Below are 15,747 nucleotides of genomic sequence, written 5' to 3'. Positions count from 1 at the left end.
TCGCCGGCATGAAGTTCTTGAACAGCCACCAAGGCCGTCAGGCAACGTTTGCCTACATCGTACTGTCGCCGGCGATCCTCTATTTCACCGTCTACTTCTTCTACCCGATTGCCGTCGAACTTTGGGCCAGCTTCTTTCGCGGGCAGCCGCTGATCGGTGATTCCGAATTTGCCGGATTTGACAACTATATGCAGGCGCTGACGGATGAGAGAGTTCGCGATGCCTTCATCCGGACCGCTGTCTTCGCAATCTGCGGAACGATCGGGACTCTGCTGCCTGCGCTTTGCCTGGCCGCCATCCTCGTCGGGCCCGTCAAGGCTGCAACGACGATCCGGGCGATCATCTTTTTCCCCTACATCATTTCCTTCGTCATCGTTGCGCTGATGTGGAAAAGCATTCTCGACCCATACACCGGCATGTTGAATGCAGTGTTGGCCTCCCTGGGGCTGCCGATGCAGAACTGGCTGAGCACACCGTCGACCGCCTTGCCAACCATCATCGCAGTCACGGTATGGAAGGATATCGGATATGCAATGCTGATCTACATTGCGGCGATCCAATCGATTCCCAAGGATCTTTACGAGGCGGCTGACGTCGATGGGGCATCGGCCAGGCAGAAGTTTTTCCGGATTACCGTTCCGCTGTTGACGCCTACGACGCTCTTTCTCGCCGTCATCAGCATGATCGCCCACCTCCAGGACCTTTCGGCCCCATATCTCTTGACGGGAGGCGGCCCTGCTGAAGCGACAAGATTGTATGCCCTGCATGTCTACGAAACGGCTTTTGTCGAACTCAACATCGGTTATGCATCGGCGCTGTCATTTCTGATGTTGATCGTCATCCTGATCGTCACTGCCTTGCAGTTCCGCTTTCTGAACCGGGAGATCTCTTACTGATGGCAGGTGTGGCAAACCAGCGCCCGGTCGCGGCGTCTCTGATCACCTATCTTGTGCTCGCATTCTTCGTGATCCTGGCGCTTTTTCCTTTCTTCTACATGGTGTCGTTGTCACTGCAGAGCGATGCCGATCTGTTCAGTGGCGTGCCCGTCATCATTCCCTCGGAACTGCAATTCTCGAACTACATCACCATTTGGGACAAAGCTCCCTTTGCCCGCTTCATCGTCAATAGCTTCGTGATCGCCGGAGGCATAACCATACTCCACCTCCTGTTCGATCCCCTGATCGGATACGTGTTTGCCAAGCTTGAATTCCCGGGCCGGCGCTTCATGTTTGTCGCCTTGCTATCGACCCTGATGCTGCCCTTCTTCATCAGAATGATCCCGCTTTATATTCTCACGGCCGAGCTCGGCTGGCTCAACACCTATCAGGGGCTGATCATGCCGTTTGCGATGAGCGCCTATGGCATCTTCATGATGCGCCAGTTCATCCGGCCAGTCCCTTCGGAGCTTCTCGATGCGGCAAGGGTGGATGGAGCGTCGGAGTGGCGGATCTATCGTGCAATCGTCCTTCCGCAGCTTGGGCCCCCAATGGCCACGCTCGGGCTTCTCACATTCGTCTTTCAGTTCAACGAGTTTCTCTGGCCGCTGGTCGTCGTCAGCTCGGTCGAAATGCGGCCAATCACCACAGGGCTCACTCTGTTCAATTCCGAATTCTTTACACAGTGGAATCTGACTGCAACGGGCGGGGTCATTCTCTTCGTCCCGAGCCTTCTGCTGTTCGTGTTTATGCAGCGTTATTTCGTCCAGTCGGTGATGATGTCCGGGATGAAATAGTCGAACGAGGACCACCATGAACTCTTCTCCGAATGTCATCGTATTCTTCACGGACCAGCAGCGCTGGGACACCGTTGGACTTCACGGTCATCCACTCAGGCTTACGCCGAATTTCGACCGCTTGGCCCAAGCAGGCATGTTTGTTCCCAATTCCTTTACCTGCCAGCCGGTTTGCGGTCCGGCTCGGTCCGCGCTTCAGACCGGGCTCTATCCGACGACGACCGGCTGCTTTCGAAACGACATCCCGCTTCCTCCGCAACAGAAGACGCTGGCCCACCATTTCGCCAAGGGCGGCTATGAGACGAGTTATATCGGCAAGTGGCATCTTGCCTCCAGGGAACCGGTGCCGCCGGAGCAGCGGGGTGGGTATCAACACTGGTTGGCGTCCAACATCCTGGAATTCACGTCCTATGCCTACGACACCACCATGTTTAATGCGGCAGGCGAGGCGGTGAAGCTGCCGGGCTATCGGGTCGATGCTTTGACAGACGCCGCAATCCGCTATGTCGCCCAGCCGCGGGACAAGCCGTACTTCCTGTTTCTCTCGTTCATCGAGCCACACCACCAAAACGAGTTTGACGATTATCCAGCTCCGGTTGGCTACGAGGAGCGTATCCGAGAGAAAATGGAATTGCCTCCGGATCTGGCCATGCTTGGCGGATCGTCCTCAGAGCATTATCCCGGCTACATGGGAATGGTACAGCGGCTTGACGAAGCGCTGGGGCGGCTCGTCGATACGTTGATCAGTCTCACGCAGCTCGACAACACTGTGATCCTATTTACCTCGGACCACGGCTGCCATTTCAAGACGAGAAACAAGGAATACAAACGGTCATGCCACGAGGCATCGATCAGGGTTCCGACGTTTTTTCATGGGCCCGGATTTATGAACCGCGGCCCCTACGACGGGTTGGCAAGTCTTATCGATCTGCCCCCAACCTTGCTCGCGGCCGCCGGGCTGCCGGTGCCGGACGAGATGCAAGGACGGTCGATATTCCGAAATTCGCCGTTGGAGAACGAGAGTATTTTCGTGCAAATAAGCGAGAGCCATGTCGGACGAGCCTTGAGGACCAGGCGCTGGAAATATGAGGTGGGTGGACCGGAACTAAGTGGCTGGGACGACATGAACGGTTCCGCTTATGTCGAGACCCATCTTTACGACCTCGAAAAGGATCCGTATGAGCTGGATAATCTTTGCAGGCACGGCGAATTCGAGGACGTTCGCGAGAGCCTGCGAACAGAACTCCTACGCCGGATCGCCGACGCAGGTGAACCTCTACCGACGATAACGCCGATATGAATGAACACGGGAAACAGGCGCGGCCGTTGCAGCCGGTGTCCAACGAGAGGAACGTGACGGTCGCTGACGTCGCGCGCCATGCAAGCGTTTCTACAGCTGCCGTTTCCTTTTACTTCAGTGACAGGGCCGAACATCTGAAGCGTGTCGGCCCCGAGGCCCGGGAGCGTATCCGAGCAGCGGTTGAGGCGCTTGGATATGTGCCAAACAAGACTGCGCGTCATTTGCGCCGCCAGAAGAGCGAGCGCCTGTGCATCATTCTGCCGAAACTTGGCATCCCTTACGCCGATAAGATGGTGCAGGATCTGGGCCAGGCTGCCGTAGAACGTGGTTTGCTGCCAATCGTGTCAACGGCATCGAACATCGCTGAGCTGCAGAAAGTCCTTGCGGAAGTGGAAGCCGGCTTGGCCGATGGTGTAGTCGCTGACGTTGAATATCTGAGCGAAGAACAGGTCGACGCAGTTTTCGCCGGCATGGGCAAAGATTGTCTCATCATACACCCGACGGCCCGATCAATGCGATTTAGCGTGCTGAACAACGGCCTCGTGGCGGCACTCGAAACAGCATTCGAGGATCTTATTTCGAAAGGGCACCGAATATTTGCCTATGTTCAAAATACCGGCCTTAGTCCCAATCACCGTCTTCAGGCCATCATGGACCGCCGGAGGCGGCTCAAGGGTGATGTCGTCATCGACACGATGGTGGGGGCCAGCGAAAGATCGTTAGCCGCCGACTGCGCGCGCAGGATCGTGGCGCTCGAGCCACGCCCAACAGCGGTTTTTGTCGAGTCGGACTATACTGCCGTGACGGTGATCGAGGAATTTTCCCGCCTGGGTATCTCGGTGCCGCGGGAGATCGCCGTCGTGGGATGTGGTAATGCGGAGGAAGGATTTTATTGCGAGCCGCGCCTCACCACGATCGGCCCGGAATGGGGATCGTTGGAGGAAGCGGGGCGTTATCTCATAGATAGCATTGCGACAAGCGAGCGCCAGCCGCCCAGAGCGTTCCACACGAGCTGGACGTATTTGCTGCGAGCTAGTGCTTAAACTGTCGCAGCTGAGCAGTCAGCCCTTCTCCAGCTGTCGGCGCCAGCCCGGGCGCGCGCAGACAACTAATTGCACCGGCACCGCGACAGAGTTTCGCCCTTGAGCCGGTCATCCGAGGAAGCGCTTGTGAACAACCGGGGAATCCACCCTGGCATCCGGCCTATACGGGGTCTATTGGCGCGACCGACTGGCGCACGATCATTTCGCACTCCAGCTTGACCTTGTGATTGTCATGCCGCATCCGCGGCGCGGCGATCATCTCGGCAAGTTTCTCGACGGCATAGCGCGCCATGTCGGCATGGGGCAGTTGCATCGTCGTGAGTGGCGGCAGCATATCGCCGGAATAGGATTCATTGTCGAAACCGATGACCGAAAGGTCGCGCGGGATAGACAGGCCGGCTTCCTTTGCGGCTTCATAGACACCCATGGCGATGCGGTCGCAGAAACAGCAAATCGCCGTCGGCCGGTCATCGAGCGCTTGCAGGCGCTTGAAGGCTGCATAGCCTCCCTGAATCGTCCAACGCCCCTTGATGATAAGATGGTTGTCGACAGGAATGTCGCGCATTGTCAACGCTCGGCGATAACCCTTGATGCGCTCGCGAGAAGCTTCGATCGCGTCCTCGCCACCGATATAAGCAATGCGCGTATGCCCGGCATCGATCAGCGACAGCGTTGCCTTCATGACAGCCGACAGGTCTCCGGGCACCACGCTCGGCAGAGGCTTGTCGACCGTATAACAGTTCAAAAGTACGGTCGGCCATTGCGCGAGCTGCGGAGCAAGCGTCACTTGCTGCGTGATCAGCCGCGCATAGATGACGCCCGCAGCTGGCAGCGTCGCGAGATGGCCGAGAGCTGCCTGCTCTGCCTCCTCGTCGGCGTCCGTCGGCATCACCGAGAGCAGATAGCCCAGCTCGTTTGCCGCCTCTGCGGCTCCGTCGATCAAGCCGGCGACATGAGGCGAACTTGTCACCTCGTTGATGAGCATGGCAATCAGCGGACGCCGGTCGATGCGCCGAGCCTGCGTCCTGTAACCCATCCTCGCCGCCGCACTTAGAACAGCCTCACGCGTTGCCGGCGATATGCGCGTTCCCGGAGCATTGTTGAGCACAAGCGACACGGTCGCCTGCGAGACGCCGCAGGCGGCAGCGATGTCGGACATCGTCGGCTTTTTGATCACGCGAACCCCTTGCAAGACTGACTATTCGCTTAGCACGAAGTTTTACGAACGCAAAAGCGGTGAGGGCTTGCTTGATAATAATTTTAGTTATAACCAGTGATTTATAACTAATCACTCTGGGAGGAGTGCATGGCAGGAGTAAAGCTCGCTGGGGTGTCCAAAAGCTATGGCGCGGTGAATGTCATCCGTGACATTTCGCTTTCGATCAACGACGGCGAGTTCCTGGTTTTCGTCGGACCTTCCGGCTGCGGGAAATCGACGCTTCTGCGGATGATCGCTGGTTTCGAAACCATCACCGGCGGCGAGGTCCTGCTCGGCGGCAACCGGGTCAATGACATGGCTGCCCGCGATCGCGGAGTGGCGATGGTCTTCCAGAACTACGCCTTGTACCCCCACATGACAGCTCGTGAGAACATGGCCTTCGGCCTGCGCAATATTGGTACGCCGAGGGCCGAAATCGCCTCACGCATCGATAAGGCCGCCGCCATCCTCCAGCTTGAGCCTTATCTCGACCGCAAGCCGAAGGCGCTTTCCGGCGGCCAGCGTCAGCGTGTTGCGATCGGCCGCGCCATCATGCGCGAACCGGATGTCTTTCTATTTGACGAGCCGCTCTCCAATCTCGATGCCGCTCTTCGCGTCTCGATGCGCACCGAGATCGCCAAGCTCCACCACCGCCTCGCCGCAACCATGATCTACGTGACTCACGATCAGACGGAAGCCATGACCATGGCAGACCGTATCGTGGTCCTCAGGGACGGGCAGATCGAACAGGTCGGCGCGCCGATCGAGCTTTACGAGCGCCCTGCCAATGCCTTCGTGGCTGGTTTCCTCGGTGCGCCGCGCATCAATCTGCTCCCGGCAACAGTCACAGCCGTCGACGGCGAAACGGTCGAACTCGCCTGTGCGGGAGATGCCCGCCTTACTGCCAAGGTTCGTGCCAGTCCCGCCAAAGGCGACACGGTGACGATCGGCCTGAGGCCGGAAATCCTGTCGCCGGCCGATGAAGGAGCGCTCAGCGGAATCGTTGATGTCGTTGAGCAGCTCGGCTCGTTGCAACTTGTCTATGCGACACTTGCTGATGGCACCGCCATCGTCTCCGAACTGCGCGGCGGCGCGGCGCCTTCGATCGGCTCGGTCGCCCGGTTCGCGATCGGCCCCGGCACGCGCCACGTCTTCGATGCAAACAAGGTCTCGATCACCCTGCATTCTGAGGTGGATGGAGCATGAGCGCCAGCAGCCTGACCGCCGCGCGCAGGCGCGATGCACTCGCCGCTTACATCTTCCTCGCGCCTTTCGCGGTGATCTACGCCACGTTCCTGGTCTACCCGTTCTTCAAGGGCTTGTGGATCAGTCTCCACGACTGGGAGCTTGCCGGCAGCTACCGGAAATATATCGGCCTCCTCAACTATGAGGACATGTGGTTCGACACGATCTTCTGGAAGACCGTGGGCAATACGCTGGCCTTCGTCGCCATGACCGTGCCGACCATGACAGCACTGGCCCTGGTGCTGGCTCTTGCCGTGTTCGGGCAGGGGCGGCTCAAGGGTGTGCTGCGGTCCGTGTTCTTCATGTCGAGCGTGTTTTCGGTATCGGTCGTGACGCTGATCTGGTCGATGGTGCTGTCTGCGGACAACGGCCTGCTGGTGCCGCTCTTCAATCTCATCGGCGTCAAGCCCATCAATTTCCTCGGGCACCCGACGCTCGCCATGCCGTCGATTGCGTTGACGACGCTTTGGTGGGGTGTCGGCCTCCCCATGGCGCTGTTTCTGGCGGCATTAAGCCAGATACCGCCGGAACTTTACGAAGCGGCCGAACTCGATCATGCCGGTCGGTTCAGCGTCCTGAAAAACATCACCCTGCCGTCGATCCGTCACACCGTGCTCCTGGTTCTGGTCCTGCAGATCGTCGGTCAGTTCCAGATTTTCGGTCAGGCCCACCTGATGACACAGGGCGGGCCTGCCAATCGGACGCGTACGCTGGTTCAGTACATCTACGAGACGAGCTTCCGCGACTGGCAGGTCGGTTACGCCACGGCCATGTCCTTCGGGCTCTTCATCCTGATGCTTGGCTTCACAATGCTGCAGCTCTGGCTCGGCCGCAGGGGGGACGAATGATGGCAAGCGCACGTACAAGCGGCCTGCGCCGCGCCACGGACGGTCTCATCCTCGCCGCAACCATCGCCTTTGCGATCCTCTGGCTTCTGCCCGTCGTCTGGGTCGTCGCCATGTCGCTGAAGCCGAATGCCGAGCTAATGCGTTCCACGGCAGGCTTCCTGCCGGTCCCATTCACGCTCGATAATTATATCGGCCTCCTGAAGCTCGATACCGTGCCGCGCTGGCTGATGCACAGTCTCATCGTCTCGGTAACGATGACGATTATGGTTCTGGTCGTCTCGTCTATGGCCGGCTACGCATTCGCGCGCCTGGAGTTCCCCTTCAAGAAGACGCTGTTCATGCTCGTGATTGCCGGCCTGATGGTGCCCGAGCAGGCAGTGTTCATTCCGCTGCACACGATGGTCTCGGGCTGGGGACTGCATAATACCCACTTCGCGCTGGTCATGCCGCGCGTCGCCGTGCCGATCGGTGTGTTTTTGATGATGCAATTCTTCCGCAGCGTTCCGAAAGAACTGGAGGAAGCGGCCGCCATTGATCACGCCTCACGGCTGACGATCTTTCTGAAGATTATGCTGCCGCTCTCCGTGCCTGCACTGACCACGCTCGGTCTGTTCACCTTCATCTTCGCCTGGAACGACTTTCTCTGGCCGCTCGTCTCGGCGACCAAGGCCGACATGTACACGGTCACGGTCGGCCTTGCCTCGATCCAGACCAACTTCGCTTTCTCGGAGGGCATCGGCGCTGTGATGGGATCGGCGGTCTTTGCCAGCCTGCCCATCGTTCTTCTGTTTCTGATCTTCCAGCGCTTCATCGTGGCAGGTGTTGCCATGAGCGCCGGCAAATAGGCACCGGCCCGACCGGCCATGCCGGGACGGGTTTTTCGCAACGGCATCGCAAGGAGGATATGATGCACAAGACGAAAATGCTGCAACGTCTGGCGCTCGCCACGACACTGATGACCGCGCTCTGGGGAGGAGCAGCCCAAGCAGTCGACATCTCGTTCTTCCGCTTCTTCGGCGATTGCCAAGGCGAATACGGCGAGATGACAGACGTGACCAAGGCCAATGGCGAATGTGGCATCATCACCGCGCTCACCAACAAGTTCAACGCAGAAAACACCATCGGCGCCAAGGTCGTCACCCAGACGGCCGAATGGGGCGCCTATTACGACCTGCTGACCGCGACTTATTCCACCGGCAACATCCCTGACGTCGCCGTCATGCACGCCTCGATAATGCCGAATTTTTCCGACCGGGATCTCCTGACGCCGCTGACCAAGCCTATTGCCGATCTCGGCATCCAGACAAGCGACTTCGTACCGGCGGCGCTGAAGAACGCTACCGCCAAGAATGAAATTTATGCTCTCCCATACGACCTTCATGCGCTGCTCTTCCACGTCAACATGGACCTGATGAAGAAGGCGGGCCTTGTGAACGCAGACGGCTCGCCGATCCTGCCGAAGTCGCCCGAGGAACTGCTCGAGCAAGGCAGGAAGTTCAAGGAAGCGACCGGCAAGTACTATATCGGTTCGGAAGCCCAGAGTTCGGAAGGCATGATGGTGCGCCTGTTCGACACGCTTCTCTGGCAGCAGGGCGTCGATGTCCTCGCCGACGACGGCAAGACGGCCAGCATCAATACAGCGGAAGGGCTGAACGCAGCCAAGCTGATCTCATCGATTTTCTCGGAAGGTCTTGCCAACCCGGCGCTGGATTATCCCGGCTCCGAACAGGCGTTCCTCAGCGGCGAAACCGGGATTCTGATCAACGGCACCTGGGGCGTCGACAACTACGATACCCAGGCCAAGAGCGGCAAAGTTGCCCTCAAGGACTATCGCGTCGCCAATGTGCCGCAACTCTACGCCAAGCCGTCCGTCTGGGCCGACAGCCATATGTGGGTCATCCCGCAGGATGGCGATCGCAGCGAAGACAAGACGAAAGCCGCTCTCGCCTTCCTCAAGTTCCTGAACGACAACAACTTCCAATGGTCGCGCACCGGCCATTTGTCGACCCGGCAGTCGGTTCTGAATTCCGAAGAGTTCAAGGCCCTGCCGCATCGCGCCGAGTTTGCCGACACTGCCAAAAATGCCACGTCACTGCCGCAGATCCAGAACCAACGTGCGGTCTACAATGCGATGATCACCGACTTGAACGCGATGTGGCTGACAGGCACCGATCCGCAGGCAACGGTTGAAGCGATGCAGGCCGGCGTCGAGCGCGTCCTGCGTCGCAATCGCTAGTTTCTCCAATCCCTCATGGGGGTGGTCTCCCGCCGGGATACGCGCCACGCCGTGCGTATCCCGGAACCCCAATCGAAAAAGCCGATCTTCCAAGGACAACTGATGAACGCCTATTCCCAGTCGCTCGCCCCAGCGAACACGCCGCTCCGCCAAACACTTTCCCTTGATGGGACCTGGGAGTTCCGCCACGAGACCGATCGTGCATGGCGCCATGCAAAGGTGCCGGCGCACTGGCAGGCGTGTTTCGAGGATCTCGCGGTTAGCTTCGGATCGGCAACCTATCGCAAGATCTTCACGCTCCCCGCAGAATGGTCGGCTCGGCAAATCGCCATCCGCTTCGGTGCTGTCGGCGATCTGGCCACCGTCTTCATCAACGGCACTGAGATCGGCCGCCATGAAGGCGGTTATCTTCCTTTCGAATTCGTGATTCCACCCGCTCTGTTGAAGGCGGAGAACACCGTCGAGGTCCTGGCCTGCCTGCCGGATGCCCATCGCAACGAGGGTGGCGCCGATTTTGCGGAGATCCCGCATGGCAAGCAGAGCTGGTATGGCCCGCAAGGCGGGATCTGGCAGTCCGTCCTCATCGAGGCCCGCGATCCCGCTCACATCTCATCGCTTCGCCTCGACCCGATTTGGCCGGAAGCCAGGCTCGATCTTAAAGCCCGCTTTGCGAGCATGGTTGCAGGCTCGCTGAAAATCGAGATCATCGGCCCGCAGGGCATGCCCGTCTTTACCGGAAACATTCCGGCCGCGGGAAATACCCTCGAACATTCGATCCAGCTCGACGCCGTCGCGCCATGGTCGCCCGACAGCCCGAACCTCTATACGATCACAACGATCCTCAGCGCCGACGGCGTCGAGATCGACAGCCGGGAGGAAAGTTTCGGCTTTCGCCGCTTCGAAGCCAAGGACGGCTTCCTGCATCTGAACGGCAAGCCGCTTTATCTGCGCGCCGCGCTCGATCAGGATTACTATCCCGATGGTTTCGGCGCGCCGCCTTCGCTCGACCTGCTCGAAGACCAGTTGCGCAAGGCCAAGACAATGGGACTGAATTGTCTGCGCTGCCACATCAAAGTGCCGGACCCGCGCTATTACGAGGTCGCCGACCGGCTGGGCATGCTGATCTGGAGCGAAATTCCAAATATCGAGACCTTCACCCCGGCCTCCGCCGAGCGCCTGCGCACGACCATGGAAGGTATTCTCGCCCGTGACGGCAATCACCCCTCCATCGTAATCTGGACCCTGATCAATGAAGATTGGGGCACGCGGCTGCGCGAAGCGGCCGAACAGCGGCAATGGATTTCCGACATGGTCGACTGGCTGCGTGTCGAAGACCCGCTACGGCTCGTTGTCGACAATTCCGCCTGCTTCCCGAACGTTCACGTCAAGACCGACATCAACGACTTCCACTTCTACCGAACGGCGGTGGATCGACGCGAGGAATGGGACACGCTCTGCCGCGAATTCGCAGGCAATGCCGACTGGACCTTCTCAACCGAAAAGGAAGCCGTGCGCACGAGGAAGGAACCGCTTGTTCTCTCCGAGTTCGGCGTCTGGGGTCTGCCCGATCCCGCCCGTCTGCGCGAAAAGAACGGCCGCGACCCCTGGTGGATGGCCTATGGTGCCACCTGGGCGGATGGCACGGCACTGCCGCAGGGCATCGAAGCCCGTTTCCGCGAACTCGCTCTTGAGAAAGTGTTTGGCGATCTCGGCCAGTTCATCGAGCAGGTGCAGTGGTATCAATACATGAACCTGAAATACGAGATCGAGGTTATCCGAACGCACGCGCCGATCGGAGGTTATGTCATCACCGAACTCACCGATGTCCATTGGGAAGGCAACGGGCTGATGGACATGGCACGCAATCCGCGCGTCTTCGCCAAAGCGCTACCGGCCGTCAATTCCGACATCGTCATCGCGCCGGGTGCTGCCCGCCACGCCGTCTATGAGGGGCAGACGGCCAGTTTCGACATCAAGGTGTCGAGCGGCGGAACAGCACTGCCCGAAGGCAGCCGCCTCGTCTGGGAATTTGGCGCTGAAAAAGGCGAGATACCGCTGCCGGCTATTGCGCCGATGCAGGTTCATACTGCGCCGATCGCCGCGACAGCAGCTGCGGTGCCGGTGCCCGAGATCCAAAAGGCACGGTTCCAGGTCGTGGCGCCTGATGGAAGCGCGCTGTCTCAGAATTCCGAGACACTCGCGGTCTACGTTAAGCGCGATGTGCCCCCCATTCGCTTTGCTTCGCACGACGACGGGATTTCCGAGAGGTTGTCAGCCCTTGGCCATGTCAGCGTGTCGCTGCACGAGGCGGATGTCTTCGTCACTAAGGACATCGATGCCGATCGCGTCGAGGCAATCCATTCCGGCCAGCGGGTGCTGCAGATCGTCGACAAGGACCCCGGCCGTCTGCGTGATGACGCGCCGCCGCGCGATGGCCCGATGTCGATCGAAATTGATCCGGGCGCCAGCGGCATGGTTTCCGGACCATACTTCACTTTTCCCGGCTACAATCTCTTCAATCGTCACAAATCGATCTGGCGCGGGGATTGGGTCGGCAACTTTTCCTGGTTGCGCCGGGATGGTGTCTTCGCCCATGTGCCGGGCGGTCCGCTGTTCGACTTGTCCTTCACCGGCGTCGCGCCGCACCAGGTGATGGCCGGCCTCCGTCCCTGGGAATTCCAAGGTCGCGTGCACGCCGGCGTCGTCATCGGCTGGGTTCACAAACCCGCTGCCTTCATCATCGAAAAGCGGCTCGGCCGTGGTAAGCTGGTTGCGACGACCTTCCGCCTCCACCAGGAGGCACCGGACGCCGACCCGCTTGCCACCGCGCTTTACGATGGCCTCCTCGCTCTTGCCATTAGACCGTGAGCTCAGTGACAGTCAACAGAGGTCGCGGCGACTTCGCTTTGGCTCAAGCGCTAGCGGGAGGGTTCGGGTCGCTGGTCGAGTATATGGCCCGAAGCGGGCGAAACGGATCGAAAGGCTTCGTAGCGAGCCTCCCAGGCTGCACTGTCTTCCAGGAGAATCATCCCGTAGGAGATAGGTCTGTTATGCGATCTTCGGCTGCGATATTCTCGACCGATGAAACTCAGTCAGACCATACGGTTCGCTACCGCCGAGGACGGCACCCGTATCGCCATGGCGTCTTGCGGGCAGGGTCAGGTGATCCTGCGGGCGGCGCACTGGCTGAGCCATGTCGATTACGATCTCGAAAGCCCGGTGTGGCGGCCATGGCTCCAGGCGCTATCCGCCCACAACCGGTTTGTGCGCTACGATCCGCGCGGCTGCGGTCTGTCGGACCGGCATGTCTTTGATCTTTCGGTCGAAGCGTGGCACGCAGACCTTGCTGCCGTGGCAGCGTCGATCGAGGAGCCGCGCTTCGTGCTCCTCGGTCTTTCGCAGGGCGGCGCGCTCGCTATCGCATATGCCCTCAAGTATCCCGAGCGAGTATCGCATCTGGTGCTTCTGAACGCCTACGGTCAGGGTGCCCGCGCCAGAGCTCAGACCGAGGCGGAGCGGCTGGAAGCCGAGACCCTTGTCAATTTCGTTCGCATCGGCTGGGGACGCGATAATCCGGCGTTTTGCCGGTTCTTCACCAATCTCTTTATCCCCGACGGCACGCCTGAACAGCATCGCTGGTGGGGCGATCTCGAGCGGCAAACGGCAACGGCCGACGTCGCCGCACAACTGCTTTGGCAGATGCAGGGGATCGACGTGCTCGACCTTGCGGCGATGTTGCGCGTCCCGACGTTGATCGCACACTGCCGCGGTGACATGCGCGTGCCGTTTGACCAGGGTTGCAAGCTCGCCGCCGCGATTCCGGGCGCGAGCTTCGTGCCGCTTGAGAGCAAGAACCATGTGCTCTTGCCGGACGAGCCCGCTTGGAATGTATTTCAAACGGAACTTGCTGCCTTTCTCGGGCAGGATCGGTCGGTGCGGCCGCGCGCGGTCAGTGAGGCCGGTCTGACACCCGCCGAGGCCGCCCTTCTCGACCTTGTCGCGGAGGGGCTAGATAACCGCGCGATCGCCGAACGGCTTGGCAAGAGTGCAAAGACCGTGCGAAACCAGCTGTCGGTGATATTCAGCAAACTCGGCGTGCATAGCCGCTCGCAAGCGATCGTCGTCGCGCTCTCCCGATAGTCCCGCTCTGCAGGTGGATAGACACCTCCTCCGATGCCGACGGGACATGTGTCCCTCCAAGGAGTGGATTTCTTCGCAGACGCGGGACAACCGCCTCATGCTCGCCGAGACGGCAAGCTTCATCCTTGGCATCGCGGATGGCAGGACGCCATCCGAGCACCGGGAGGAATTCACATGACGGAAATCAACGAAACAACGCTCAATGAACTCGTGGGCCGCGTCCTTGGCGACCTCGGCGGAGCGGTCAGCGTGCCGCTGGTCCGGATCGGAGATGCTCTCGGGCTGTACAGGACACTGAAGGAGATCGGGCCGGTGAAGGCCGACGAACTTGCCGATGCCTCGGGATGCGCACCTCGCTATGTCCGCGAGTGGCTGGCGGCACAGGCCGCCTCGGGTTATGTGCACCATGAGCGAGGACTGTTCTCGCTGACACCCGAGCAGGCCTTCGTGTTTGCCGAGCCGGACAGCCCGGTCAATCTGATCGGCGCGTTCGATACCGCTGCTGCGATGGTCGAGAACCAGCCGAAGGTGCAGTCCGCCTTCAAAACCGGCCGAGGCGTTGCCTGGGGCGATCAGGCCGGCTGCATGTTCTGCGCCGTCGCGCGGCTATTCCGCCCAGGTTATGTCAATGCCCTTGTGCAGGACTGGCTGCCGGCGCTCGACGGTGTCACCGACAGGTTGAAGATGGGTGCGAAGGTGGCGGACGTTGGGTGTGGGCACGGGTTATCGACGATCCTGATGGCGCAGGCGTTTCCCAATTCCCGCTTTGTGGGCTACGACTTCCATCCGGGCTCGATTGCCGCTGCGACTGCGCACGCCCAGGCACACGGTTTGACGAACCTGAACTTCGAGGTCGGCCGTGCGCAGGATTTCGACGGTCGGGATTTCGATCTGATCACCTGCTTCGACTGCCTGCACGACATGGGCGACCCGAAAGCCGCTGCGGCTCATATCCGGAAGGCGTTAAAAAAGGGTGGCGTCTGGATGGTGGTCGAACCAATGGCCGGAGATACGCTGGAGGAGAACATCAATCCGGTTGGACGGCTCTATTACTCAGCCTCGACGATGATCTGCGTTCCGACCTCGCTTGCGCAGGAGACAGGGCTCGCACTCGGCGCGCAGGCGGGAGAGCGGCGATTGGCCGAGGTGATCCGCTCAGGCGGTTTCACTCATATCCGGCGTGCAGCCCAGACGCCCCTCAACATGATCCTCGAGGCCACCTGACAGGTCGCGCCTCCCGTTGGAAATGCCGCGCCGCATTCCCGGCCTCGTCAGGAAAGTCGACGAGTGCGGCGTCTGGCTTGCAGCAGAACGCCAGCCGCCCTATCTTCAACGGCGGCGGTAAATCGTGCGAAGGCTTTGCTCTTGGCGGGCTGTGTGGTAGGAGCGGGCCATGACATCATTGATCGATTTCGATTGCCAAGGCTGCGGAGCCTGCTGCTCCTTCTCGCCGACCTGGCCCAGATTTTCCACCGAAACAGACGCTGCTCTCGATTTGCTGCCGGCGCATTTCGTAGCCGCGAACCAGCAAGGAATGCGTTGCGACGGTGCGCGCTGCTCCGCATTGGTCGGTCGCGTCGGTTCAGAGACATCCTGTCAAGTGTACGATCTTCGGCCTGACGTCTGCCGCGCCTGCGTCCCAGGGGATGACGCATGCTTGACCGCGCGCGCGTTCTTCGGGCTCGGTCAGCCAAGTTTGCCGCCCGGTCACATCGATGCGGAACCGCCAATCAACTGAGGCGGGTTCCGTCCGGCTCGTCTCTTCGCCTGTCGACTTTACTGCAGCGATTGTCGTCCGACAGTCAGCCGAAGGTAAGGCCCGGTGGAGCCATCCGACGTGGACTATCTGCCTAATAGCGCGACAAGCGATATCGGCATTTCGACCGCGAAAAAATCCATTGCCGCACCGATAATCATCACCCACACGACTATCAGGAAAATGAGCGCTGCAATCCTGATTTCTACAGGCTGCATTATTTGCGCCATCCCAGCATATGCGTCCCCC

Annotated in this window: 13 protein-coding genes; 12 read left to right on the top strand and 1 reads right to left on the bottom strand. The window is 60.0% G+C overall.

Annotation, left to right across the window (positions count from 1 at the left end):
- The first annotated feature begins 8 nt into the window (after window positions 1-8).
- From RWK44_RS11920 to RWK44_RS11905, 4 genes are read left to right on the top strand one after another with little or no spacing between them, the layout of a single operon-like run.
- The gene (locus RWK44_RS11920) at window positions 9-896 is read left to right on the top strand and encodes a carbohydrate ABC transporter permease (protein ID WP_077979699.1); all 888 of its coding nucleotides are present in this window, start codon (window positions 9-11) and stop codon (window positions 894-896) included.
- Entirely contained in the window at window positions 896-1,732 is an 837-nt protein-coding gene (locus RWK44_RS11915; RefSeq protein ID WP_077979698.1) for a carbohydrate ABC transporter permease, read from the top strand. Before RWK44_RS11920 ends, RWK44_RS11915 begins: the two co-directional genes overlap by 1 nt.
- Before the next feature lie 16 nt (window positions 1,733-1,748).
- A complete protein-coding gene (locus tag RWK44_RS11910) occupies window positions 1,749-3,032 on the top strand; it encodes a sulfatase-like hydrolase/transferase (protein WP_077979697.1) in 1,284 nt (427 codons plus the stop codon).
- Window positions 3,029-4,075 (top strand): LacI family DNA-binding transcriptional regulator, encoded by a 1,047-nt coding sequence (locus tag RWK44_RS11905; RefSeq protein WP_316028833.1) that lies wholly within the window; start codon window positions 3,029-3,031, stop codon window positions 4,073-4,075. Before RWK44_RS11910 ends, RWK44_RS11905 begins: the two co-directional genes overlap by 4 nt.
- A 160-nt stretch (window positions 4,076-4,235) precedes the next feature.
- Here the strand turns inward: RWK44_RS11905 and RWK44_RS11900 are convergent, their stop codons facing one another.
- A complete protein-coding gene (locus tag RWK44_RS11900) occupies window positions 4,236-5,234 on the bottom strand; it encodes a LacI family DNA-binding transcriptional regulator (protein ID WP_261334363.1) in 999 nt (332 codons plus the stop codon).
- A gap of 147 nt (window positions 5,235-5,381) precedes the next feature.
- On the opposite strand from RWK44_RS11900, the gene RWK44_RS11895 reads away from it, so the two are divergent.
- The 8 genes from RWK44_RS11895 (at window position 5,382) to RWK44_RS11860 (ending at window position 15,480) form a co-directional block, all read left to right on the top strand.
- Complete coding sequence (locus RWK44_RS11895) at window positions 5,382-6,479, top strand: ABC transporter ATP-binding protein (protein WP_131641747.1); 1,098 nt, start codon at window positions 5,382-5,384, stop codon at window positions 6,477-6,479.
- Window positions 6,476-7,366: a carbohydrate ABC transporter permease gene (locus tag RWK44_RS11890; protein WP_077979693.1), complete on the top strand. Its 891-nt coding sequence runs from the start codon at window positions 6,476-6,478 to the stop codon at window positions 7,364-7,366. The genes RWK44_RS11895 and RWK44_RS11890 overlap by 4 nt, the downstream gene beginning before the upstream one ends.
- Window positions 7,363-8,211, top strand: coding sequence for a carbohydrate ABC transporter permease (locus RWK44_RS11885; protein WP_131641746.1), 849 nt, complete (start codon window positions 7,363-7,365; stop codon window positions 8,209-8,211). The genes RWK44_RS11890 and RWK44_RS11885 overlap by 4 nt, the downstream gene beginning before the upstream one ends.
- A 62-nt stretch (window positions 8,212-8,273) precedes the next feature.
- On the top strand, window positions 8,274-9,602 hold the full coding sequence (locus RWK44_RS11880) for an extracellular solute-binding protein (RefSeq protein ID WP_131641745.1): 1,329 nt from the start codon (window positions 8,274-8,276) through the stop codon (window positions 9,600-9,602).
- A 102-nt stretch (window positions 9,603-9,704) separates the two neighbouring features.
- Window positions 9,705-12,470 carry a glycoside hydrolase family 2 protein gene (locus RWK44_RS11875; protein ID WP_131641744.1) on the top strand — a complete coding sequence of 922 codons (2,766 nt, stop codon included), beginning with the start codon at window positions 9,705-9,707 and terminating at the stop codon, window positions 12,468-12,470.
- A gap of 213 nt (window positions 12,471-12,683) precedes the next feature.
- Window positions 12,684-13,742 (top strand): alpha/beta fold hydrolase, encoded by a 1,059-nt coding sequence (locus tag RWK44_RS11870; RefSeq protein ID WP_131641743.1) that lies wholly within the window; start codon window positions 12,684-12,686, stop codon window positions 13,740-13,742.
- A 174-nt stretch (window positions 13,743-13,916) separates the two neighbouring features.
- Window positions 13,917-14,966 carry a class I SAM-dependent methyltransferase gene (locus RWK44_RS11865; protein ID WP_316028832.1) on the top strand — a complete coding sequence of 350 codons (1,050 nt, stop codon included), beginning with the start codon at window positions 13,917-13,919 and terminating at the stop codon, window positions 14,964-14,966.
- A 169-nt stretch (window positions 14,967-15,135) separates the two neighbouring features.
- The gene (locus RWK44_RS11860) at window positions 15,136-15,480 is read left to right on the top strand and encodes a YkgJ family cysteine cluster protein (protein ID WP_077979688.1); all 345 of its coding nucleotides are present in this window, start codon (window positions 15,136-15,138) and stop codon (window positions 15,478-15,480) included.
- Window positions 15,481-15,747: the final 267 nt, after the last annotated feature.

Origin of the sequence: Rhizobium sp. 25PS6 (assembly GCF_032464655.1) — a bacterium.
GTDB lineage: Bacteria > Pseudomonadota > Alphaproteobacteria > Rhizobiales > Rhizobiaceae > Rhizobium > Rhizobium laguerreae.
The sequence above is the reverse complement of the archived record's forward strand: the minus strand, read 5'-3'. Positions and strand labels throughout refer to the sequence as shown.

What these genes read in the sequence shown, in the direction of transcription:
- RWK44_RS11920 (WP_077979699.1), top strand. Translation starts at nt 9, where the DNA reads ATGAAGTTCTTGAACAGCCACCAAGGCCGTCAGGCAACGTTTGCCTAC.
- RWK44_RS11915 (WP_077979698.1), top strand. Translation starts at nt 896, where the DNA reads ATGGCAGGTGTGGCAAACCAGCGCCCGGTCGCGGCGTCTCTGATCACC.
- RWK44_RS11910 (WP_077979697.1), top strand. Translation starts at nt 1,749, where the DNA reads ATGAACTCTTCTCCGAATGTCATCGTATTCTTCACGGACCAGCAGCGC.
- RWK44_RS11905 (WP_316028833.1), top strand. Translation starts at nt 3,029, where the DNA reads ATGAATGAACACGGGAAACAGGCGCGGCCGTTGCAGCCGGTGTCCAAC.
- RWK44_RS11900 (WP_261334363.1), bottom strand. Translation starts at nt 5,234, where the DNA reads ATGTCCGACATCGCTGCCGCCTGCGGCGTCTCGCAGGCGACCGTGTCG.
- RWK44_RS11895 (WP_131641747.1), top strand. Translation starts at nt 5,382, where the DNA reads ATGGCAGGAGTAAAGCTCGCTGGGGTGTCCAAAAGCTATGGCGCGGTG.
- RWK44_RS11890 (WP_077979693.1), top strand. Translation starts at nt 6,476, where the DNA reads ATGAGCGCCAGCAGCCTGACCGCCGCGCGCAGGCGCGATGCACTCGCC.
- RWK44_RS11885 (WP_131641746.1), top strand. Translation starts at nt 7,363, where the DNA reads ATGATGGCAAGCGCACGTACAAGCGGCCTGCGCCGCGCCACGGACGGT.
- RWK44_RS11880 (WP_131641745.1), top strand. Translation starts at nt 8,274, where the DNA reads ATGCACAAGACGAAAATGCTGCAACGTCTGGCGCTCGCCACGACACTG.
- RWK44_RS11875 (WP_131641744.1), top strand. Translation starts at nt 9,705, where the DNA reads ATGAACGCCTATTCCCAGTCGCTCGCCCCAGCGAACACGCCGCTCCGC.
- RWK44_RS11870 (WP_131641743.1), top strand. Translation starts at nt 12,684, where the DNA reads ATGAAACTCAGTCAGACCATACGGTTCGCTACCGCCGAGGACGGCACC.
- RWK44_RS11865 (WP_316028832.1), top strand. Translation starts at nt 13,917, where the DNA reads ATGACGGAAATCAACGAAACAACGCTCAATGAACTCGTGGGCCGCGTC.
- RWK44_RS11860 (WP_077979688.1), top strand. Translation starts at nt 15,136, where the DNA reads ATGACATCATTGATCGATTTCGATTGCCAAGGCTGCGGAGCCTGCTGC.